General features: G+C 65.5%; 17 protein-coding genes. 11 read left to right on the top strand and 6 right to left on the bottom strand.

What is annotated here, in order from left to right; genetic code table 11:
• Window positions 1–41: 41 nt before the first annotated feature.
• The 4 genes from Q352_RS0102830 to Q352_RS0102815 all read left to right on the top strand — a co-directional run bounded on the left by Q352_RS0102830 (window position 42) and on the right by Q352_RS0102815 (window position 5,043).
• Window positions 42–929, top strand: a complete 888-nt coding sequence (locus Q352_RS0102830) for a DMT family transporter (protein ID WP_028498035.1) — start codon at window positions 42–44, stop codon at window positions 927–929.
• A 188-nt stretch (window positions 930–1,117) separates the two neighbouring features.
• Window positions 1,118–3,016 (top strand): molecular chaperone HtpG, encoded by a 1,899-nt coding sequence (gene htpG / locus Q352_RS0102825; RefSeq protein ID WP_028498034.1) that lies wholly within the window; start codon window positions 1,118–1,120, stop codon window positions 3,014–3,016.
• A 139-nt stretch (window positions 3,017–3,155) separates the two neighbouring features.
• Window positions 3,156–3,881 (top strand): hypothetical protein, encoded by a 726-nt coding sequence (locus Q352_RS22135; RefSeq protein WP_028498033.1) that lies wholly within the window; start codon window positions 3,156–3,158, stop codon window positions 3,879–3,881.
• Window positions 3,882–3,915: 34 nt separating this feature from the next.
• Window positions 3,916–5,043, top strand: coding sequence for a VanZ family protein (locus Q352_RS0102815; protein WP_051528652.1), 1,128 nt, complete (start codon window positions 3,916–3,918; stop codon window positions 5,041–5,043).
• A gap of 35 nt (window positions 5,044–5,078) precedes the next feature.
• Here Q352_RS0102815 and Q352_RS19565 read toward each other — a convergent pair whose 3' ends face one another.
• The 3 genes from Q352_RS19565 to argB form a co-directional block, all read right to left on the bottom strand.
• A complete protein-coding gene (locus Q352_RS19565; RefSeq protein WP_036385083.1) occupies window positions 5,079–5,738 on the bottom strand; it encodes a pyrimidine 5'-nucleotidase in 660 nt (219 codons plus the stop codon).
• Between the two features lie 102 nt (window positions 5,739–5,840).
• Window positions 5,841–6,296, bottom strand: coding sequence for a CBS domain-containing protein (locus tag Q352_RS0102805; RefSeq protein WP_028498031.1), 456 nt, complete (start codon window positions 6,294–6,296; stop codon window positions 5,841–5,843).
• Window positions 6,297–6,360: 64 nt separating this feature from the next.
• Window positions 6,361–7,233, bottom strand: a complete 873-nt coding sequence (gene argB, locus Q352_RS0102800; RefSeq protein WP_028498030.1) for an acetylglutamate kinase — start codon at window positions 7,231–7,233, stop codon at window positions 6,361–6,363.
• 178 nt (window positions 7,234–7,411) lie between these two features.
• On the opposite strand from argB, the gene Q352_RS0102795 reads away from it, so the two are divergent.
• The 4 genes from Q352_RS0102795 to Q352_RS0102780 are packed head-to-tail and all read left to right on the top strand — an operon-like array spanning window position 7,412 to window position 13,624.
• Window positions 7,412–8,047: a TetR/AcrR family transcriptional regulator gene (locus Q352_RS0102795; protein ID WP_028498029.1), complete on the top strand. Its 636-nt coding sequence runs from the start codon at window positions 7,412–7,414 to the stop codon at window positions 8,045–8,047.
• Window positions 8,048–8,053: 6 nt separating this feature from the next.
• Complete coding sequence (locus Q352_RS19560) at window positions 8,054–9,196, top strand: efflux RND transporter periplasmic adaptor subunit (protein ID WP_084299783.1); 1,143 nt, start codon at window positions 8,054–8,056, stop codon at window positions 9,194–9,196.
• The gene (locus Q352_RS0102785) at window positions 9,193–12,270 is read left to right on the top strand and encodes an efflux RND transporter permease subunit (protein ID WP_036385081.1); all 3,078 of its coding nucleotides are present in this window, start codon (window positions 9,193–9,195) and stop codon (window positions 12,268–12,270) included. Before Q352_RS19560 ends, Q352_RS0102785 begins: the two co-directional genes overlap by 4 nt.
• A 43-nt stretch (window positions 12,271–12,313) precedes the next feature.
• Window positions 12,314–13,624: a TolC family outer membrane protein gene (locus Q352_RS0102780; protein WP_028498027.1), complete on the top strand. Its 1,311-nt coding sequence runs from the start codon at window positions 12,314–12,316 to the stop codon at window positions 13,622–13,624.
• Between the two features lie 22 nt (window positions 13,625–13,646).
• On the opposite strand, the gene Q352_RS0102775 is transcribed toward Q352_RS0102780, so the two are convergent.
• Window positions 13,647–15,032: an aminotransferase-like domain-containing protein gene (locus Q352_RS0102775; protein WP_051528635.1), complete on the bottom strand. Its 1,386-nt coding sequence runs from the start codon at window positions 15,030–15,032 to the stop codon at window positions 13,647–13,649.
• Between the two features lie 153 nt (window positions 15,033–15,185).
• Here Q352_RS0102775 and aptA point away from each other — a divergent pair, with 153 nt between their 5' ends.
• From aptA to Q352_RS0102760, 3 genes are all read left to right on the top strand, one after another.
• Complete coding sequence (gene aptA, locus Q352_RS0102770) at window positions 15,186–16,505, top strand: omega-aminotransferase AptA (RefSeq protein ID WP_028498025.1); 1,320 nt, start codon at window positions 15,186–15,188, stop codon at window positions 16,503–16,505.
• Between the two features lie 25 nt (window positions 16,506–16,530).
• Window positions 16,531–18,018, top strand: coding sequence for a CoA-acylating methylmalonate-semialdehyde dehydrogenase (locus Q352_RS0102765; RefSeq protein WP_028498024.1), 1,488 nt, complete (start codon window positions 16,531–16,533; stop codon window positions 18,016–18,018).
• Between the two features lie 289 nt (window positions 18,019–18,307).
• A complete protein-coding gene (locus Q352_RS0102760) occupies window positions 18,308–19,921 on the top strand; it encodes a methyl-accepting chemotaxis protein (protein ID WP_233495155.1) in 1,614 nt (537 codons plus the stop codon).
• A 68-nt stretch (window positions 19,922–19,989) separates the two neighbouring features.
• Here Q352_RS0102760 and Q352_RS19555 read toward each other — a convergent pair whose 3' ends face one another.
• Both Q352_RS19555 and Q352_RS0102750 read right to left on the bottom strand, forming a co-directional pair.
• Window positions 19,990–21,570 carry a phosphoethanolamine transferase gene (locus tag Q352_RS19555; protein ID WP_051528634.1) on the bottom strand — a complete coding sequence of 527 codons (1,581 nt, stop codon included), beginning with the start codon at window positions 21,568–21,570 and terminating at the stop codon, window positions 19,990–19,992.
• Between the two features lie 120 nt (window positions 21,571–21,690).
• Entirely contained in the window at window positions 21,691–23,013 is a 1,323-nt protein-coding gene (locus Q352_RS0102750; protein WP_036385079.1) for a sodium-dependent transporter, read from the bottom strand.
• Between the last annotated feature and the right edge of the window lie 71 nt (window positions 23,014–23,084).

Raw genomic sequence — 23,084 nt, 5'->3', positions numbered from 1 at the left:
CCCGCACTAGACTGGCCGTTTCCCGTTCCGGAAGCCTTGCCATGACGCCCCGCCTTGCTTTGTCGATGCTGCATGTCGCCGCGCTGCTGTTCGGTCTGACCGGCATCTTCGGCAAACTGGTGGCCGCTCCGGCCGTGGTCATTGTCTGCGGCCGCGCGCTGTTTGCGCTGCTGGCACTGGCACCCGCTTCGGTCTGGGCCGGCCAGCGGCCGTGGCAGAACGTGTCGCGGCGCAGCCTGGCCTGGCTGGCGCTCGGCGGCGTGTTGCTGGCCGGACACTGGCTGACCTTTTTCCATGCAGTACAGACCGGGGGCGTGGCACTGGCCACACTCGGTTTCGCCAGTTTTCCGGCGCTGGTCGTGCTGCTGGAAGGATTGCTGTTCCGTGAGCGCATCCGTCGTGACGAGATGGCCGTGGTCGCCGTGGTGACCTTCGGCCTGATCCTGGTCACGCCGTCGTTCGAGGCCGGCAGCGGGCTGGCGGGGCTGGCCTGGGGCGTGCTGTCCGGCTTGCTGTTTGCGCTGCTGTCACTCAGCAACCGGGTGATCGCGGCACGTGTCGCGCCGCTGGTGGTGGCGTGGTGGCAGAACTGCGCCGTGCTGCTGTGCGTGCTGCCGTTTGCCGCGACCGGCCTGCCGGCGCTGGGCGCGGCCGACTGGCTGTGGCTGGCGCTGCTCGGCGTGCTGTGCACCGGGCTGGCCCACGGTCTGTTCGTCACCAGCCTGGCGGTGCTGAATGCGCGCACGGCCGCTGCCATCTTTGCGCTGGAACCGGTTTACGGCATCGCCATTGCCTGGTGGCTGTTCGGCGAAACACCGACTGTACGCATGCTGATCGGCGGCGGGCTGATCGTGGCCGCCATCGTGCTGTCGGCGCAGCGGCAGGCAAAGCGGCGCGAGTCCGCGGCCATCGCCGCCACACTGCAATGATGGCGTATTCGCTACCGCCAGACTGCTCATGAAGGTGGGCAGCAACGGTCTCAGTCGTTTTTCGCGGGGGGATTGACGGACAGTCTGACGGCATATTCATCGCCGCGGATCCGGCCCTATTGAAAACGGGGTCTTCCGTTCCCATCTGCCTGTGCATTGGCAACCCTACTCCGATGCAAGAGCGACCTATGAGCGAGAAGCAAACTCTGGGCTTCCAGGCCGAAGTCAAACAGCTGCTGCAGCTGATGATCCATTCCCTGTACTCGAACAAGGAAATCTTCCTGCGCGAGCTGGTCTCCAACGCGTCCGACGCTGCCGACAAGCTGCGTTTCGAAGCCATCGCCAACCCGGCACTGTATGAAGACGACGCCGAGTTGAAGATCCGCATTACCTTCGATGCCGACGCCCGCACCCTGACCATTGCCGACAACGGCATCGGCATGAGCCGCGACGAGGTGATCGAACATATCGGCACCATCGCCAAATCGGGCACCCGTGCCTTCTTCGACAGCCTGACCGGCGACGCCCGCAAGGACGCCAACCTGATCGGCCAGTTCGGCGTCGGTTTCTACTCGGCCTTTATCGTCGCCGACCGGGTCACGCTGACCACCCGTCGTGCCGGTCTGCCGGCCGATGCCGGTGTGCGCTGGGAATCCGCCGGCGAAGGCGAGTACAGCATCGAGGCGGTCGACAAGGCCGGCCGCGGTACCGAGATCGTGCTTCACCTGCGCGAAGACGAGGGTGAGCTGCTGAACGACTGGCGCCTGCGCAGCATCCTGCGCAAGTACTCCGACCATATCGCCATCCCGATCGAGATGCTGAGCACGCCGGAAGCTGCTGACGGTGACGAACCGGCGCCCGCTGCCGTGTTCGAGCCGGTCAACCAGGCGTCCGCGCTGTGGGCACGGCCGAAGAGCGAGATCAGCGACGAGCAGTACCGCGAGTTCTACAAGCACGTCGCCCATGATTTCGAAGACCCGCTGGCCTGGACCCATGCCCGCGTCGAAGGCCGCCAGGAATACACCGAACTGCTGTACATCCCGTCGCGGGCACCGTTCGACCTGTGGGACCGCGAACGCAAGCACGGCGTCAAGCTGTACGTCCGTCGCGTGTTCATCATGGACGACGCCGACAAGCTGATGCCGCTGTACCTGCGCTTCGTCAAGGGTGTGATCGACTCGGCCGACCTGTCGCTGAACGTGTCGCGCGAAATCCTGCAGGGCTCGAAGGATATCGACGCCATCCGCGCCGGTTGCGTGAAGAAGGTGCTGGGCGTGCTGGAAGACCTGGCCAGCAATGAGGCGGACAAGTACGCGACCTTCTGGCAGGCCTTCGGCAATGTGCTGAAGGAAGGCATTGGCGAGGACTTCGCCAACAAGGACCGCATCGCCAGGCTGCTGCGTTTCGCGTCGACCAGCAATGACAGCAATGTGCAGAACGTGAGCCTGGCCGACTACGTCGCGCGGATGAAGGACGGGCAGGACAAGATCTACTACATCACCGCCGACAGCTTTGCCGCCGCGAAGAACAGCCCGCACCTGGAAGTGTTCCGCAAGAAGGGCGTGGAAGTGCTGCTGCTGTCCGACCGCGTCGACGAATGGGTGACCGGCCATCTGACCGAGTTCGACGGCAAGGCACTGGTATCGGTCGCCAAGGGCGAACTCGACCTGGGCCAGCTCGAGGACGAGGCCGAGAAGGAAGCGCAGAAACAGGTCGAGGAAACCCTGCAGCCGCTGATCGAGCGTGTGGGCAAGGCGCTGACCGAACAGGTGCGTGAAGTCCGCGTGACCCACCGTCTGACCGAATCGCCGGCGTGCCTGGTTGCCAGCGAGCACGGCATGAGCACCCATCTGGAACGGCTGCTGAAGTCGGCCGGACAGGAAATCGAGCACCAGAAGCCGGTGCTGGAACTGAACCCGGCCCACCCGCTGGTGAAGAAGCTGGACGCGGAGCAGAGCGACACCCGCTTCGGCGAGCTGGCCCGCGTGCTGTTCGACCAGGCCTTGCTGGCCGAAGGCGGCCAGCTCGATGACCCGGCCAGCTTCGTGCGCCGCGTCAACAGCCTGATGCTGGAAATGGCCGCGTAGCATCGGTCAGGATCAGGTCCTTGCCAAGGCCGGTGGAGTCTCCGCCGGCCTTTTCCTTTCGGGAACCGCCTCGCCGCGACGGGAGAGTTGCGGGACAATGGGCGTTCGTTCCCCAATCCACTGACCCGGAAAGCCAGCCATGTCCTTTCGCCTTCTGTCCCTGCCGTTTGCCTCGATGCTGTTGCTGACCGCCTGCTCGGGCGTGGCACCGGCGCAGGTGGAACCGGCCCCGGTCGCTCCGCCCCCGGTGGCATCACGCTGGATCAACCTGAGTGCGCTGGACACGCTGCGTCAGACCGGCTCGCCACGCCAGGCGCTGGCGTCGCAGCCGGCAGCCGAGCTGCTGCTGCAGCCGGATGGCCGCGCCGAGCGCGGTGATGGCGAGCGCTGGACGCCGGTCCGCTGGCAGCGCGATGGCGAGCGGCTGCTGATCGACCAGCAGGCGTGGCCGCTGGCCGGGGGGCAACTGATGTCGCCGGGCGGGGCACGCTTCGTTCCGGCTGGCGATGTGGCGGCCGGGACGGACGGTGCCTTTCGCGCCGCAGCCAATGCGGCGATGTTTCCGGGGCGCTGGGAAGTGCTGACCGCGCGCGGTCGTGGCACCGGACAGATCGTCACCTTCCATCCGGATGGCTCGCTGCAGGGCACCAACAAGTTCCGCCACTACCGTTTGTGCCTGGCCGGCGACTGTCTGGCGCAAACCCGCGGCGACAGCCTGCGACTGGACGATGGCGGCACGCCGACGACCCTGCTGCTGAGCCGTGACAGGGGGCAGTACGTGTTCCGCCAGGTGCGGGCGGGGGCCAGTGCCGGTGCGCTGCTGCTGCCCGGCGTGGTGTACATGCGCCTGCGTGCGGTGCATTGACGGCGGAGTCTGGCAATGATGGATGTTTCCGCACATGTCTGATTACGGTCTGCACCTGCTGCAACCGGCCCGGCATCTGGTGTCGCGCTGGTTTGCGCTGATCTGGCTTGGCGTGATCGTCGTCGTCAGCCTGTACCCGTTCTCCGGCTGGGAGTGGAGCGGCGAGCCGCTGCTCGATTTCCTCACCTACCCGCTGCCTTACTACCAGCGCGACTTCGACAATGTCGTCAATGTGCTGGCCTACCTGCCATACGGTTTTGCCCTGGCGCGAATGTCACGCCGGCGCTGGCTGGGTTTCCTGTTTGCCTGCGTCGCCGCCAGTGCGACCAGCTTTGCGGTCGAGCTGACGCAGAACTTCCTGCCCAACCGCGTCTCGTCCAACCTCGACCTGATCTGCAACGCCCTTGGCGGTGCCATCGGTGCCACCATTGCCACCGTGCCGCTGTGCCGGCGCATCGGCGCCTGGCTGCTGGCACGGCGCTATCGCTGGTTCGTGCCCGACTCGACGGCGGACTATGCGCTGATGCTGCTGGCGGTCTGGTTCCTGACCCAGATCAATCCGGCGGTGCCGCTGTTCGGCGTGGTGGTGATGCCGCGCGGCCTGCCGCAGCCTTTCCTGTCGCCGCTGACCGATCCGGTGCTGTTCCTGATGCTGCTGGAGGCGGGCGGGGCGATGCTGCATCTGACCGCCACCCTGCTGTTCATTACCGCCTTCCTGTCACGCCGGCGCTACCAGTTGCGCGCCGTGCTGCTGTTTCTTGCCGCCGCCTGGCTGGTCAAGATGCTGGCTGCCGGCATGCTGCTGAAGCCGATGGCGTTCTTTGAATGGATGAACCACAACGTGGCGCTGGGGCTGGTATCCGGCCTGCTGGCCGCCTGGCTGTGCACCCGGTTGCCGCGCGGCGGACAATTGCTGCTGGCCCTGCTGGCGCTGGCCGGCAGCATCTGGCTGACCGAGCTGTGGCCGCTGGCCGAAGCCGGTGACAGCGGCGAGGAACTGGCGCTGTTCCGCTGGAACGAGGGCCATCTGCGCAATCTCAATGCGCTGGCCGACTTTGCCTCGCGCTGGTGGCCGTGGGCCGCCATTGGCTGCCTGTCGCTGGCGCTGTGGCGCATCCTGTGGTCGCGCTTCCGGCCGCCGCGCCCGGACCCGATCGGCTAGCCCGGATTGCTCCCCGCCCTCGCGGGGAAACCCCGCTACGGCCGTTTGCTGTTTGCCGTGGCGGTGTGGGGCAGTCCGAGCAGCTGGGCGATATGAGCGATGCGATGGTCGACATAGCCCGGTGTCGCTACCTGGCCGGGCGCGATCCATACCGTGCGCATGCCGAGCCGCTTGGCCGTGCGCAGGTTGACCCGGGCATCCTCGACCATGATGCAGCGTGATGCGGGAGCGCGCAGATGGGCCAGCACGGCACGGTAGCCGCGCACATCGGGCTTGGGCAGAAAATCGGCCGACTCGATGGCGAACTGGGCACTGAAATGCCGGTCGATGCCGAGTCGTTCGAGAATACCGGCGCAGTACCACGACGGGCCGTTGGACAGCAGCACCTTGCGGCCGGGCAGGCGGGCAAAGGTGCGCTGCAGCTGCGGGTCGAACCGGACCAGTGGCAGCAACTCGTCAATCGGGTGGGTGGCCTGCAGGAAGTGCAGCGGGTCGACGGCATGGTGGCGGACCAGCCCGGTCAGCGTCGCGCCGTAGCGGCGCCAGTAGGCGGCGCGCAGCCGCTGCGCCTCGTCCTCGGCGATATCCAGGTGACGCATGATATAGGCGGTCATCATGCGGTTGATATGCGGGAACACCCCGGGTGATGCGTGATGCAGGGTGTTGTCGAGGTCGAAGATCCAGATCGGGGGCATACGGCAGACAAAGGCCGCCGACGGGGACGACGGCGGCCGCAATGGGCGGGGCGACATGATAGGAGCGGAGCGGGGCGCGCTGCAATGTGCAACGCGCTGGCGCTACTGACAGCCGAGCTGGCTGCACCCCATCACATACTTGCTCAGCGAGTCGATCGCGATCTGCTGGTCGGCAATGGTGGCATGCACCACGTCGCCGATCGAGATCATGCCGATTACCTGTTCGTTTTCCACCACCGGCAGATGGCGGATGCGTTCCGCTGTCATCAGCGCCATGCACTGCTCGGCCGTGCGGTCGGGGCTGATCACGTGGACCCGCGCGGTCATGATCTCGGACACCAGCGTATTGCTCGACGTCCGGCCCTGCAGCACGATGCGGCGGGCGTAGTCGCGTTCGGAGAAAATGCCGACCAGCCGCCCGTTGTCCATGACCGCCACGGCGCCGATATCGCGCTGGGCGAGCAGTTGCAGGGCTTCGAACACACTGGCATCCGGGGCAATCGAGATCAGGGCGGCGGTGTGTTTCTCTTTCAGCATTTGGCGGGCGGTGGCGCTCATGGTGGTCTCCTGTCGGACAGTAGGGGTGTTTCCACTATAGTGCGCCCGCGCCCGCCGGCCCGGATCAAGCGGCGCGGATCATGGTGCCGATGCCGGCTGCGGTGAGAATTTCCAGCAACAGCGCATGTTTGACCCGGCCGTCGATGATGTGCACCGAGTTCACGCCGTTGCGGGCCGCGTCCAGAGCCGAGCTGATTTTCGGCAGCATGCCGCCGTGCAGCGTGCCGTCGGCGAACAGCAGGTCGACCTGTGCCGGGGTCAGGCTGGTCAGCAGCTTGCCGTCCTTGTCGAGTACGCCCGGGGTGTTGGTCATCAGCACCAGCTTTTCCGCATGCAGCGTTTCGGCCAGCTTGCCGGCGACCAGATCGGCATTGATGTTGTATGCCGCGCCATCCGGGCCGACGCCGATCGGGGCGATGACCGGGATGAAGTCCTTCTCGTACAGCAGGGCGACCACGGCCGGGTCGATCGAGTCGACCTCGCCGACCTGACCGATATCCACGGCCGGGTTGCCGTCGGCGGCGACATACAGCTTGCGGGCGCGGATAAAGCCTCCGTCCTTGCCGGTCAGTCCGATGGCATGGCCGCCGGCCTGATTGATCAGGTTGACGATTTCCTTGTTGACCAGACCGCCGAGCACCATTTCGACCACGTCCATGGTCTCGCTGTCGGTCACGCGCATGCCGGCGACGAATTCGCCGTGCTTGCCGAGGCGGGTCAGCAGGTCATTGATCTGCGGGCCGCCGCCATGGACGACGACCGGGTTCAGGCCGACCAGCTTCAGCATCACCACATCACGGGCAAAGCCTTCCTTCAGCGCCGGGTCGGTCATGGCATTGCCGCCGTACTTGATGACCAGCGTCTTGCCGCTGAACTGGCGGATATACGGCAGGGCCTCGGCCAGAATGGCGGCCTGCTCCTGGGCATCGAATGGCATGGCGAATCCTTGCTGTCGCAAAAATGCAAATTCTAGCCGTATCCCGGCAACTCGTGTCTGCCCGAGGAGCGCAGATTGCTGCATCAATTAATGAACCAGTATTTATTTTTTATGCACAACAGGGAAAAATGCCGGTAGTCTCCCGCGTCATCGTGATTCATGACGGACGTTTCCGACCATGCAAAACCAGAATGGCACACGCTGGCACCGGCGCAAGGACGCGCGGCCGGACGAGATCCTGGCCGCTGCACAGATCCTGTTTATCGAACATGGCTACAAGGCGACCAAGCTTGAGGACATCGCCCGCGCCGCCGGCGTGACCAAGGGCACGCCCTATCTGTATTTCGAGAACAAGGCCGAAATCCTGAAAGCGGTAGTCCGCAACGGCCTGCTGGCCAATATCACCCGGCTGGAGGCGGCGGCCGAGAACGGCGCCGGTCCGGTCGCCGCGCAGATGCACCTGCTGATGCAGCGCTGGAATGAGGACGTGCAGGCCAGCCAGAGCAGCGGGCTGGTCAAGCTGATGGTGGCCGAAGCGTGCAACTTCCCCGATCTGGCGCGCTTCTATTACGACGAAGTCATCCAGCGTGCCCGGGCGCTGTTGCGCACACTGCTGACGCGCGGCATGGCCAGCGGCGAGTTCCGCGCCGATCTCGACCTCGACGAAACGGTCCAGATTGCGCTGGCCCCGCTGGTGATGGCCCTGCTGTGGGAACACTCGTTCGCCCGTTTCGAAGCCGAACCGATCGATATGGTGCGCCATATCGACCATATCCACGACCTGCTGACCCGCGGCCTCTGCACCCGCGGCTGAGACACCATGCCCAAGCGAATCCTGCTCATTCCCGTCCTGCTGGCCAGCCTGATACTGGCGGCCTGCAAGGACCGACCTGCCGTTGAAGAAGAAATCCGCCCGGTCCGCACCACTGTCGTCGGCGAGGATGCCGTTGCTGCCACCCAGCGCTTTGCTGCCGACATCCGGGCCCGGCATGAATCGCCGCAAGGCTTCCGCGTGGCCGGCAAGGTGACCGAACGGCTGGTGGACCCCGGCGCCATGGTTCGCACCGGCCAGCCGCTGTTGCGGCTCGATCCGGCCGACCTTGGCCTGGAACTGACCGCCAGACAGGCGCAACTGGCGGCGGCGGAAAGCGACTACCGCCAGCAGGAAACCGATCTGGCCCGCTATCAGGGCCTGCTGGCCCAGCACTTCATCAGCCAGGCCGAATTCGACCGCCGCGCCAGCGGGGTGGTGGTTGCCCGTGAAAAGGTCAAACAGGCGCGTGCCGACCTGGCCGTCAGCCAGAACCGCCGCGCCTATGCGACGCTGACCGCCGAACGCGATGGCGTGGTCAGTCGCATCGACGCCGAACCCGGCCAGGTGGTGCAGGCCGGCCAGACCGTCGTGACCCTGGCCGTGCCGGGTGAGCGCGAAGCCGTGGTCAATGTGCCGGAGGCACGGCTGGCCGCATTCCGCACCGCAAGCGCTTACAGCGTGCAGTTGTGGAATGACGGGCGCCGCTATCCGGCGACCCTGCGCGAACTGGCGCCGGTGGCCGATCCGGTCTCGCGGACCTATCAGGCGCGGCTGTCGATTCCCGCCGCCGACGACGCGGTCAAGCTTGGCATGAGCGCGACCGTGTTCGTGACCGGGCGCGACCAGCCGGCACAGATGCGCCTGCCGCTGACTGCCGTGCTCGACGAGCAGGGCCGGCATGCGGTGTGGGTGCTGGACGGCAAGACGCTGCGGGTGAAAAAACGGGCCGTAACGCTGGCCGGCATCGACAGCCAGACCGTGACCGTGGCCAGCGGGGTGCGGGCCGGCGAAACCGTGGTGACGGCCGGTGTTCACCTGCTGCGCGACGGCATGCGCGTCAGGCGGCTCGATCCGTCGCCGCGCCCCGGCAAGCCGGCACTGGCCCAGGTCGGCACTGACAAGGCGACGGCCAGCGGTGGCCAGCCATGATGCGCGGTCCGAATCTGTCCGAATGGGCGCTGAGCAATGCGCCGCTGACGCGCTACCTGATCGTGGTGCTGCTGATGGCCGGCGTCTGGGCCTATGCCCATCTCGGCCAGAAGGAAGACCCCGAGTTCACCTTCAAGGCCATGCTGGTGCAGGTGGTGTGGCCGGGGGCGACGGCCAGCGAGGTCGAGCAGCAAGTGACCGACCGCGTCGAGCAGAAGCTGATGGAAATGCCCGAGCTGGACTTCGTGCGCAGCTACTCCAAGCCGGGCGAGGCACAGCTGATCGTCAGCCTGCGCGAGGACGTGCGCGGCCGTGCCGTCACTGATGCCTGGTATCAGGTACGCAAGAAGATCGGGGACCTGAAAGCGCAGGGCGGCCTGCCGTCCGGCGTGCGCGGGCCGTTCTTCAATGACGAATTCGGCGATACCTTCGGCAATCTGTATGCGTTCACCTCGGACGGCTTCAGCCCCGAGGCGCTGCGCCGCTACGTCGAGTACGCCCGGCTGGCCGCCACCCGGCTGCCGGATGTGGCCAAGGTGCAGATCGTCGGCGACCAGGCAGAGAAGATCTATGTCGATATCGACACTGCCCGGCTGGCCAACCTCGGCATCGACCTGTCGACGGTGTGGGAAGCGCTGGCGAAGCAGAACAGCGTCGAGCCGGCCGGCACTTACGAAACGGCCAGCGACCGCATTTTCGTCCGCGTCAGCGGTCCGTACGACTCGGTGGCCGCCGTGGCCGGCACGCCGATTGCCGCCGGCGGGCGATCGTTCACCGTCGGCGACATCGCCCGGGTCGGACGCGCCTATGTCGACCCGGCCACTTTCAAGATGCGCTTCAACGGCAAGGAGGCGCTCGGCCTGGCCATCTCGATGAAGCAGGGCGGCGACGTGCTCAAGCTCGGCCAGGCACTGGATGCCTTCGTGCTCGACCTCAAGCGCACCATGCCGCACGGCATCGAGATCCATGCCGTGTCCGACCAGCCTAAAGTCGTGCATGAGGCGGTCGGCGAATTCATGCGTTCCCTGCTTGAAGCGGTGGCCATCGTGCTGGCGGTCAGTTTTGTCAGCCTCGGCCTGCGTACCGGCGTCGTGGTCGCGCTGTCGATCCCGCTGGTGCTGGCCATCACCTTCCTGGCGATGCTGGCGTTCGGCATCGACCTGCAGCGCATCTCGCTCGGCTCGCTGATCATCGCGCTGGGCCTGCTGGTCGACGATGCGATCATCGCCGTGGAAATGATGTCGCTGAAGCTGGAGCAGGGCTGGAACCGTTTCCGTGCCGCGACCTTTGCCTACACCAGCACGGCCTTCCCGATGCTGACCGGCACGCTGATCACGGCGGCGACCTTCCTGCCGGTCGGCCTCGCCCGCTCGAATGCCGGTGAATACACGTTCAGCCTGTTTGCCGTGGTGGGGCTGGCATTGGTGATTTCGTGGTTTGTCGCCGTGCTGTTCACGCCGTACCTCGGTTTCCTGCTGCTGAAGGAACACAAGAATGGCGAGGACGCGCCGCACGTCGATGTGTACCGCAAGCCGTTCTACCTGCGCTTCCGGCGCACGCTGGAATGGTGCCTGGAATACCGCAAGACCGTCATTGCGCTGACGCTGGCGGCCTTCGTGCTGTCGCTGGTCGCGTTCAGGTTGTTCGTGCCGCAGCAGTTTTTCCCGGCCTCGAACCGGGTCGAACTGCTGGTTGACCTGTGGCTGCCGCAGGGGGCCAGCTATGCGGCGACCGAGCGCGAAGTGAAGGCGGTCGAGGCGCGCCTGGCCAATGACGAGCACGTGCTGTCGGTCACCAGCTATGTCGGCAATGGCTCGCCGCGCTTCTACCTGCCGCTGGACCAGCAGCAGCCGAACCTGAACTATGCGCAGCTGATGGTGATGACCCGCGATCTCGCTGCGCGTGAAGCGGTGAAGAAGAAGCTTGAACGCGCGTTCGAGACCGACTTTCCGCTGGTGCGCGGCCGGGTGGTCCGGCTGGAGAACGGCCCGCCGGTCGGCTATCCGGTGCAGTTCCGGGTCATGGGTGACGATCCGGTCGAGCTGCGTCGCATTGCGGCCCAGGTCGAACAGAAGGTGCGGGCGCACACCGATACCCGGCACGTCAACAATGACTGGGGCGAGCAGGTCAAGGCGATGCGGCTGACGGTGGATCAGGACCGGGCGCGGGCGCTCGGCATCGACTCGCAGGCGCTGGCGCGACAGCTGGCGATGCAGATTTCCGGTGCCGCCGTCACCGACTTCCGCGACAACGACCGCAGCATCGACGTGATGGTGCGGCTGTCCGCCGACGAGCGACATGATGTGGCCGCACTCGGCGGCCTGACCGTGCAGACTGCCAGCGGGCGTTTCGTGCCGGTATCGCAGGTTGCGCACATCAGTTATGCACCCGAGGAGAGTATCGTCTGGCGGCGCAACCGGCAGCCGACCATCTCGGTGCGGGCCGACGTGCGCGACGGCATCCAGGCGTCCGATGTGTCGCTGGCGCTGTGGCCGGCCATGCAGGCATTCGGGAAAACGCTGCCACCCGGCTATCATATCGAGCTTGGCGGTTCGCTCGAGTCGAGCATGAAGTCGCAGCAGGCCATCGGCACCATCGCGCCGGTGATGCTGCTGATCGTGGTGACACTGCTGATGGTGCAGCTGAAGAGCTTCTCGCGCACGGTCATGGTGCTGCTGACCGCGCCGCTGGGCATGATCGGGGTGTCGCTGACGCTGATCCTGTTCGGTGCGCCATTCGGCTTCGTTGCCATGCTCGGCGTGATTGCGCTGGCCGGGATGATCATGCGCAACAGCGTGATCCTGGTCGACCAGATCGAGCATGACCTTGCCGAGGGCATTGCGCCGTGGGAGGCCGTGATCGGCAGTACGGTCCGCCGCTTCCGGCCGATCATGCTGACGGCCGCGGCGGCGATCCTGGCCATGGTGCCGCTGACGCGCAGCACGTTCTGGGGGCCGATGGCGGTCGCCATCATGGGCGGGCTGCTGGTGGCGACCGTACTGACGCTGCTGTTCCTGCCGGCGCTGTATGCGGCCTGGTACCGGGTGCCGCGGCCGGCACCGGCCGCTGACTGAGACAAGGGATTCGTGTGCAAATGCAACACAGAAGGATACTGGAGTGAAAACGAGTTTTTCCCCGCGCTGGCTGGCGCTGATGATCGCCGTGACGACGACCGGCGCCGGTGCCGCCGACCTGATGGATGCCTGGCGGGCCGCGCGTGACTACGATTCCGGCATTGCCTCGTCCCGTGCCCGGCGTGAAGCGGGCGTCGAGGCGCGCGTGCAGGGCCGGGCGCCGCTGCTGCCACAGATCAATGGCAGCTACAGCGCGACCCGCAACTACCCGAAGACCCCGAACGGTCTGCCCGATTACACCACCCGTGTCGGCGGCATCCAGCTGACGCAGACGGTATTCGACTGGGCCAGGTTCGCCGGCTACTCGATCGGTGAACAGCAGGCGCTGATCGCTGACGACCAGCTGAAAGCCGCCGACCAGGACCTGATCGTCCGCGTTGCCCGCGCCTATTTCGACGTACTGCTGGCGGAAGACACGCTGACCTATACCCGAGGCGCGAAGGACGCCTTTGCCCAGTCACTGGCCGAGGCGAAAAAGCGTTTTGAAGTCGGCAGCGCGACCATCGTCGACACCAATGAAGCGCAGGCCAACTTCGACAATGCGGTGGCGGTGGAAATCCAGGCGGTGAACGACCTCGCCATCAAGCGCAACGCCTTCCTGCTGCTGACCAATCTGCCCGGTGACTCGCTGAAACCGCTGGCGCCGAAGCTGCCGCTGGAAACGCCGTCGCCGGCCAATGTCGAGGCGTGGATCAGTCGCGTCGATGGCGGCAACCTCGACGTGGCGGTGCGGCGCAAGCAGGTGCTGATCGCCGACAAGAGCATCGACGTCAGCCGGGCCGGTCACTTGCCGACCCTGAACCTCAATGCCGGGTGGCAGAAAAACGACAGCAACCTGTCGCCGCTGTTCGGCGGCAACAAGACCGAGGGCAACAGCGTCGGTCTGACCCTGACCATCCCGCTGTTTGCCGGTGGTGGCGTGCAGTCGCAGGTGCGGGAGAAAGCCGCGCTGCGCGACGCCGCACGCGAGGATCTGGAGACCAGCCGCCGCACCGCCGAGCAGCAGGTCCGGACTGCCTATCTGGGCGTGACCGCCGGCGCCTCGCAGGTGGTGGCGCGGCAGAACGTGGTCAAGTCGGTGGAAACCCAGCTGGCCTCGACCCGCCTTGGTCGCGATGTCGGCGTGAGGACCAGCCTCGACGTGCTGAATGCCGAGCAGAGCGTGTTCCAGGCCCGGCGCGACCTGGCGCAGGCAAAGTACGCGTATCTGCTGTCGCGACTGCAACTGGCGCAGTCGGTCGGCCAGCTGGAGACGCAGGATCTGGCCGAGATCAATCGTTTTCTTGCCAACTAGCTGCGACGGATGCTGACGCCGCTCACAACACGCCATCCAGCCGTGCATCAAGGCAGTACGCCGCGTTGAAACGCAGCCATTCGCTGCCGGTCTGGCCGGGGCGGAACAGCCGTCCCGGTGCCAGCAGCACCCCGGCCCGACCGGCGTGCTCGGCCCGGGCGACCGGATCGTGGCCCGGCCGGCGTGCCCAGATGAACATGCCGCCCGATTCACTGCCGAAGCACTCATAGCCGGCGGCTTCCAGCCTGGCGCGTGCGCGCGGCTGCGCCTCGGCCAGCCTGGCGCGCAGGCGCTCGATCTGACGGCGGGCGCTGCCATCCTCCAGCAGACTCAGCACCATGCGCTCACCGTATTCGCTGGAGGTCAGGCCGGTGATCATCTTCACGTGCGCCAGCTCGTCGGCCCGGGCGCGGTCGGTGGCCACGAAGCCGACCCGCAGCGCCGGGGACAGCGTCTTCGAGAAACTGCCGATATACATCACCCGCCCGAGCCCGCCCTGGGCCGCCAGCGCTGTCTGCCGGCCGGAAACGAAATCGGCCGACACATTGTCCTCGACCACGGTGAAGTCGAATTCGCCAGCCAGTCGCAGCACGCCGAATGCCGTGGCCGGCGTGTATGAGCAGCCGGTCGGATTCTGCAGCCACGGATTGGTGAAGAACGCACGCGGACGATGCAGGGCGGCAAGGCGGGCCAGTTCGGCCAGATCCGGTCCCTGTGGCGTCCACGGCGCGCCGATCACGTTCAGTCCGCGCAGTTGCAGGCAGGAAATCAGGTTGCAGTAGCCGGGGTCGTCGACCAGCACGGTATCGCCGGGCCGCGCCAGCACGGCGGCGGCGAGGTCGATCGCCTGGCTGGCGCCGTGGGTCAGTACGATATCGCGCGGGCTGGCGGTGATCTCCGCATCACCCAGCCGGTCGGCGATATGCTCGCGCAGCGGCAGCCAGCCCTGCGGCTGGCCATAGCGTGTGGTTGGCATGCCGTCGCGCGCCAGTGCCCGCAGGGCGCGGGCCAGCGGCACTGCCTCGAACCATGACGATGGCAGCCAGCCGCCACCGACCGGCAGCAGCATGTCGCCGGACTCGTACACATTGCGCGACAGCCAGTAGGCATCGATGGCCAGCTCGCGCACCGGCGGCGGGTCGGCCGGCGTGCTGACCGGGCGGCCGCCGGCGACAAAGTAGCCGGAACCGCGCCGTGATTCGAGCAGGCCGCGCGCGACCAGCCGCTGATAGGCGTCGGTCACGGTGAACGGGCTGATGGCCAGTTCGCCCGCCAGCTTGCGGATCGACGGCACCCGGTGGCCAGGTGACAGCCGCCGGGTCTTGATCGCCTGGTCGAACAGGGCGATGACGCGTTCGACCAGCGTGGCATGCGCCATCTCCGGCAGCACGTAGTGTTCGAGTGTCATGGTGGATTGGCCAGTACAGTACCGTTGCAATTTGTGCGAACTGTCTCTGTTTTTGTCCCGGCATGCAACCTAGATTGCAGGCATTGCCCCGGCAGCCGCTGAGCGGGCAATGCCCGCGCCATCGCAGCGCAAACCGACATGAGAGAGAGAAACATGAAACCCGCCGACCTCGACGCGCTCTGGATGCCGTTCACTTCCAACCGCCACTACAAGGCCAGTCCGCGCCTGCTGTGTGCGGCCGACGGCATGTATTACACCGATGACAGCGGCCGCAAGGTGCTGGATGGCACCTCCGGCCTGTGGTGCGTGAATGCCGGCCACAACCGGCGCCCGATCGTCGAGGCGATCCAGCGTGCGGCTGCCGTGCTCGATTACGCGCCACCATTCCAAATGGGCCATCCGCAGATGTTCGAGGCTGCGACCGCGCTGGCCGGCATGGCACCGGCGGGGCTGGACAAGGTGTTCTTCGTCAACTCCGGCTCGGAAGCCGCCGATACGGCGCTGAAGATCGCCCAGGCCTATCACCGGGTACGCGGCGATGCGGCGCGGGTCAAGCTGATCGGCCGCGAGCGCGGCTATCACGGCGTCAACTACGGCGGTGTGGCGGTCGGTGGCATCGCCGGCAACCGCAAGCACTTCCCGGTCGGTCTGGCTGCGGTGGACCATCTGCGCCATCCGCTCGATATCGATCGCAACGCGTTCAGCCGTGGCGAGCCGGCCTTCGGCATCGAGCTGGCCGACGAACTGGAGTCGCGCATCGTCACCCTGCATGATCCGTCGACCATTGCCGCGGTGATCGTCGAGCCGATGCAGGGCTCGACCGGCGTGATTCTGCCGCCGAAAGGCTATCTGAAGCGGTTGCGCGAGATCTGTGACAAATACGGCATCCTGCTGATTTTCGATGAAGTCATTACCGGCTTCGGCCGCCTGGGCGCGCCGTGGGCGTCGCAGCGCTTCGATGTGGTGCCGGACATTCTGACCTGCGCCAAGGGGCTGACCAATGGCGCGGTGCCGATGGGTGCCGTACTGGTCAAACCGGCCATTCACGATGCGTTCATGGCCGCGGCCGTCGGCGAGCGCGCCATCGAATTCCCGCACGGTTACACCTACTCCGGCCACCCGCTGGCCTGCGCGGCGGCGATCGCCACACTGAAACTGTACCGGGACGAGCAACTGTTCGAGCGCAGCGCCGGCATGGCGCCGGCGTTCGAGGAAGCGGCGCACAGCCTGCGCGGCGCGCCGTTCGTCAAGGACATCCGCAACCTCGGCCTGGTGGCCGGCATCGAACTGGAGTCGCGACCCGGCGAGCCGGGCGCGCGCGGCTATGATGTGTTCCTCAAATGCTGGGAAAAGGGCGTGATGGTGCGCTTTACCGGCGACGTCATCGCCTGCTCGCCGCCGCTGATCATCGACAGCGCCGAGATCGGACGGCTGTTCGCCACCATTGGTGACGTGCTGCGTGAAATCAACTGAGAACACTGGAATCGTGGAGAAAACCATGCAGGAAATCCCCCATTACATTGCCGGCCAGCGGACGACCGGCCGCGGCGTGCGGCGCGGCGACGTGTACAACCCGGCCTGGGGTGAAGTGACCGCCAGGCTGTGCCTGGCCGATGCGGGCGATGTCGACGCGGCGGTGGCCGCCGCGCAGGCGGCGTGGCCGGCGTGGGCGGAAACGCCGCCGCTGAAGCGGGCGCGGGTGATGTTCAGGTTCAAGGAGATCCTGGAACGCGAAGCCCCGGCCCTGGCTGCCCTGATCTCGACCGAGCATGGCAAGACCGTGCCGGATGCGCTGGGCGAGGTCACGCGCGGGCTGGAGGTGGTCGAATTCGCCTGCGGCATCCCGCAACTGCTGAAGGGTGAATACTGCGATCAGGTCGGCACCGGGGTCGACAGTTACAATCTGCGCCAGCCGCTGGGGGTGGTGGCGGGCATCACGCCGTTCAACTTCCCGGCCATGGTGCCGCTGTGGATGATTCCGGTCGCACTGGCCTGCGGGAATACCTTCGTGCTCAAGCCATCGGAGCGTGATCCGTCAGCCGCACTGAAACTGGCCGACTATCTGCACGAGGCCGGTCTGCCCGATGGCGTGTTCAACGTCGTGCATGGCGACAAGACCGCCGTCGACGCGCTGCTTGACCATCCCGACGTGGCGGCCGTGAGCTTTGTCGGCTCGACACCGATCGCCCGTTACATCCACAGCCGCGGCACTGCCGCCGGCAAGCGGGTGCAGGCGCTCGGCGGGGCGAAGAACCATCTGGTGGTGATGCCGGACGCCGATATTGCCCAGACCGCCGACGCGCTGATGGGGGCGGCCTACGGTTCGGCCGGCGAGCGCTGCATGGCGATTTCGGTTGCGGTGGCGGTCGGTGATGCGGCCGATGCACTGGTTGCCGAGCTGGCCGGGCGGACCCGTTCGCTGAAGATCGGCCCGGGCAGCCAGGCCGACGCCGACATGGGACCGCTGGTCACCCGCGAGCACAAGGCCAGGGTGGAAAGCCATATCGCGGCCGGCGTGGCCGAGGGGGCGACGCTGGTGGTTGATGGCCGTGGCCATGTGGTGGCCGGTCACGAGAATGGCTTCTTTGTCGGCGGCACCCTGTTCGACCATGTCACACCGGGCATGAGCATTTATCAGGAAGAAATCTTCGGCCCGGTGCTGGCCGTGGTGCGGGTCGCGTCGCTGGACGAGGCCATCGGACTGATCAACGGCCACCCATTCGGCAACGGCACTGCCATCTTTACCCGCGACGGCGGCGCGGCGCGCGAATTCACCCGTCGCATCCAGGTCGGCATGGTCGGGGTCAATGTGCCGATTCCGGTGCCGATGGCATTCATGAGCTTCGGCGGCTGGAAGGCATCGCTGTTTGGCGATCATCACGTGCATGGCCACGAAGGCGTACGGTTCTATACGCGGATGAAGACGGTGACCTCGCGCTGGCCTGCACGGCTGACGGCCGAGTTTTCCATGCCGACGATGAAGTAAGCGGTTTTCCCCCTGACTTGAGGCTGGCCGGCCTGCCGTTGGTCGACAGGCCCGCATCATGAGGCTGGCGCGACAGAACATGTCGCGCCAGCCTTTAATTTTTAGTGAATAATCGGCATCCAGATTAAATAAACCCGAGCCGGGTCCGATGTATCTCAGGCTGGCAACCATTTTTGCCTGCCGTGCAATGCGCCGGATCAAGGTCCGGTTCGTTGTGGGCGAACCGCTCCATGCAGAACACGACAAAGAATCAAGGGGAAAAATTATGTCGGCGAAACGAGAATTATCCATGCGCGCCAAGCTGGGCGCGCTGGTCGGACTGGCCTGCGCCGGCATGGTGATATTGAGCGTGATTGCGCTCAAGGGGCAGCGTGACACCATGCTCGAGGACCGGGTTGCCAAGACCCGCAACCTGGTCGAGGCCGCGGTCACGCTGGTCGGGTATTACGAGAACGAGGCCAGAAGCGGCCGGTTGCCGCTGGCCGAGGCCCAGCGCCAGGCCAAGGCTGCCGTGTCGGCACAGCGCTATGACGGGCAGACCGGCTATATCTTCATGCTCGACAAGGACTTCAACTATGCGGCGATCGGGCCGCGTCCGGAACTGCTCGGCACCAGCATCGAGAAGGTCAAGACGCCGGACGGCCAGCCGATGGGCGACATGTTCCGCAATGCGCTGTCACAGAATCATGGCCGCATGGAGTATGTCTGGGGCAAGCCGGGCGCCGACAAGCCGGTGCCGAAAGTCTCGTTTGTGGTGACCACGCCGGAATGGAAGTGGGTGGTCGGTACCGGCGTCTATGTCGACGACGTGGACGCGGCATTCTGGAAGAGCGCCCTGGAGCTGTTGCCGATTATCGCCCTGCTGACCGGCGCGCTGCTGGCCGCCGGCCTGATGATCTCGCGGCGGGTGATCCGCAGCCTGGGTGGCGAGCCGGCCTATGCCGCCGAAATCGTCCACGCCATTTCCGACGGCCACCTCGGTTACCCGGTGAAACTGGCCGCCAATGACACCACCAGCCTGCTGGCGTCGATTGCCGGGATGCAGAAGAAGCTGCGCACACTGATCTCCGACGTCATCAACAGTGCCGACAGTCTCGGACAGATGGCCGGTGAAATCGAGAAGCATGCCGACGTCAATGCAGAGAACTCGGAAAACCAGAGCCAGGCCGCGGCAGCGATGGCTGCCGCCATCGAGCAGCTGACCACCAGCATCACCCATATTGCCGACAACGCGCAGCTGGCGCGGGAGCAGTCGGCGGCCTCGGGCGAAATTTCCGAGCAGGGCGCGACGGTCATCAACGGCACGGTGGACGAGATCACCCGCATCAGCCAGGAAGTGGAAGTCGCATCGGATTCGATCCGCGAACTGGCCGAGAAGACCGAATCGATCAAGAGCATCATGAGCGTGATCCGCGATGTGGCCGACCAGACCAATTTGCTGGCGCTGAATGCCGCCATCGAAGCGGCACGGGCAGGTGAAAGCGGTCGCGGCTTTGCGGTGGTGGCCGACGAAGTGCGCAAGCTGGCCGAGCGCACGACCCAGGCGACCCAGGAAATCGGCAACATGATCGGTGCGATCCAGACCACGTCGGATGCGTCACGCAACAATATTGCCGATGCGGTGAAGCGGGCGCAGACCGGGGTGCAACTGGCCGGGCAGGGCGGCGAGGCGATCGGGCGCATCCGTGCCAGTTCCGCCTCGGTGGTCGGCGTGGTCAACGATATCTCGCACTCGCTGCAGGAGCAGAGCCAGGCCAGCAACGATATCGCCCAGCATGTGGAGCGGATCGCGCAAGGCGCAGCCAGCAATGCACTGGTGGCCAAGGAGACGGCGACCTCTACCGTCGAACTGCATCAGCTGACCTCGCGCCTGCGGGAAACGGTGTCGCGCTTCCAGGTGTAAGGGGCACGCAGCCAGCAACGACAAAGGGACCCGCGGGTCCCTTTGTCGTGTTGGGTCAGCATGCAGGCTTAGCGTGCGGCCCGGGCGAGGCGGACATTGTCCGGCAGCCGGTGATAGTCCAGCTTGCGTCTGGCCGCATTCAATACGGTGATGGACGATGGTGGCGCGTAGCAGTCCGACAGCGGTGACGCACAATCCCTGACGCCGGTCCGGATGCCGAGCCAGTTCATCATCAGGTAGTAATTGTCCGCGGTCGAATACGGCGCATTGACCTGTCCGGTCCTGGTCCGGTCACGCGGAACGGCGTCGCTGTACCAGATGAACTGCGGGACGCGATAGGCCTCCTGGCTGGGATACTCGCCGCCGTGATAATAGGTGCCGCCATTGTCCGGGGTTCTTTCCTGACCATGGTCCGAGTAGTACAGCACGGAGGCCCGCTGGCCTTTCAGCCGTGCGAAGACCTGCCCGAGCAGGGAATCGGTATAGCGGATCGAATTCACGTAGCAGCTGTCGTAGGCGCCTTGCTCGTGCAGTGTGGCAGCCCCGGACGGAAACCGCTTGCAGGCCGAACTGTGGCTGCCCATCAGATGCAGGAAGATGACCTTTCGGCCCGGCTGCTGCAGTGCCTTGTCCAGATGGGGGAGCAGGGAAAAGTCATGGTCGCCGGAGACCCAGGCTTTTTCCCGGGCATTCAGGGCAATGGCCGTGACGGCATTGGCATAGCTGTCGTAGGCGTCCTGCGCGCTGAGCCAGTAGGTCCGGTAGCCGGCCTCACCCGCCAGGCCGATGATGTTGTCGGCGTAGTCATGCAGTTCGAAGCGGGCCGGCGATGCGATGCTGAGCGACAGTGGCACGGCAAGTACCGTGAGCGGCGCGGCAGCGATGGCATCGTTGAACAGCAGCATGTTTTGCCGCTGGGCATTGGCCTGCGGCGTGTCGGGCTGGGGATAGCCGTACAGGTTCATGCTCTGACGCCGGGCCGATTCACCGATCACGACTACATAGGTATCGATGCCGGTAGGCCGCTGCTCGATGTGGTGCCGGACCTTGCGCTGGCTGATTTCCCCGATCAACTGGCTGTCATTCAATGCCGCGATGAAGTAGCTGGCATTGAACTGTGCACTTTTTTCCATCAGGTAAGCACTGGGTACCCAGCGCCGGGGCTGGGACGAGTCATCGTGGTACGCCGCCTTGGCGTAGGTGACCGACATGAAAGCGGCGAGCAGCAGTGAGCCGGCCTGCAGCACACGTGTCGGCAGACGGCGGGACAGTTTCCGGGTCAGAAGCATCAGGCCGATGGCGGATACGGTGGTGACGGCGAGGTAAGGCCAGTACATCGCCAGCATCTCGAAGGATTCGTCAGGGTGAGTTTCAAGGATGCTCAGGGCGAAACCATCATTAAACGGCGCCTGGTAGAGACTGTAGCTGAACAGCGAAAGACCGAAATTGGCGGCAAGCAGCGCACACAGCAGCAACGACAGGGGCTGGGTCAGCCTATGCCGCCACAGCAGGGCGCACAGCAGCAGCATGGTGATGCTGGTCACGTAAATTTTCAGGACCACACTGTTGCCGGTATGACCGAGCATGAACAGACAGGGGAGCAGGCTGCAGAACGCGAGCAAGAACAGGGGAAGCAGACGGCCAGGCATCAAGCGCCATACGGATGGGGTAAAGTGAATCAATCATTTTATCACTTTGTCATTGTTTTGAAACAAATCCGGCTGTGCATGTTGACGCGGGTCAGGGAGGGGCGGCCCTCCCTGGCTTCCTCAAAGACCGTTGATCCAGATAATGCCGATGGCGACCGGGGCGACCAGGCCGCACAGCAGCCACATGCCGTGCAGCCACAGGGGGCGCTGGCCGGGGCCGGCCAGCTCGTTCGCCAGTCGTGGCCAGGAAATCCAGGCGGTGAACAGTGCGACCCCGGCACCGACGGCCGGCATCAGGATGTTCGAGGCGAGGAAGTCCATGCAGTCGAAGATTGTCTTGTCGCCCAGCCGCACGCCGTTCAGCATGCCGAATGACAGCGAAGCCGGCACGGCAAAGCAGAACACCAGTGCGGACACCAGCAATGACGCGCTGCGGCGGCTGAGATGGAACTCATCGATCAGGAAGCAGGACACCAGTTCCAGCATCGATACCGATGACGTCAGCGCGGCGACGATCAGCAGCGCGAAGAAAGCGATGGCGAAGCCCTGCCCACCGGGCAGGGTGGCGAACACCGCCGGCATGGTCATGAAAGTCAGCCCGGGGCCGGCCTGCGGGTCGAGCCCGACGGCGAACACGGCCGGCAACACCATCAGCCCGGCCAGCAGCGATGCCAGCGTGGCCAGGCCCACCACCCAGGCGGCCGAATTTGCCAGGCGCACCTCCTTCGGCAGATAGGAGCCGTAGGCCAGCAGCGTGCCATTGCCCAGCGACAGCGAGAAGAACGACAGGCCCAGCGCGCTGATCAGCATGTCGGCCGTGACCTTGCTGAAGTCCGGACGCACAAAGTACAGCAGGCCGGCCATCGCACCGGGCAGGGTCAGCCCGCGGACGATCAGCGCCAGCATCAGCAGGAACAGCAAGGGCATCAGCAGCTTGCTCATCTGCTCGATGCCCTTTTGCACGCCGGCGAGCACGACCGCCAGCGTCAGACCGATAAAGGCGCTCAGCGCGGCGATCGGCCAGACCGGATCGGCAATGAAGCTGTCGAGCATGTGGCCGAGCTGCACCGTGTCGCGGGTGATGATGTCACCCTGCAGGGCGCGGACGAAGTAGGCGATGGTCCAGCCGCCGATCACACTGTAGAAACTGAAAACGATGAAACCGCCGAGCACGCCGAGATAGCCGAGCACCGGCCAGCCGCCGCCTTTCAGTGTCCGCAAGGCGCCAACGATGCTTTGCTGGGTGGCGCGTCCAATGGACATTTCTGCCAGCATCAGCGCAAGACCAAGGGTAAAGGTAATGGCAAGGAAGATAAGCAGGAAGGCGCCACCCCCATTTTGCGCGGCGACGAACGGAAATTTCCAGATAGCGCCAAGTCCGACGGCGGAACCGGCAGCGGCGAGAATGAAGCCCAGGCGGGAACCCCATTGCGAGCGGGTCATCAGGTGATCCTTGATACGAGTGGTGTGAAGACGGAAACAGCCGCCGCCCCGCCATGACCGGGGCGGCGGCC

This window comes from Microvirgula aerodenitrificans DSM 15089, assembly GCF_000620105.1.
Taxonomy (GTDB): Bacteria; Pseudomonadota; Gammaproteobacteria; order Burkholderiales; family Aquaspirillaceae; genus Microvirgula; species Microvirgula aerodenitrificans.
Note: the sequence above shows the minus strand (reverse complement) of the source record. Positions and strands in the feature narration are given on the sequence as shown.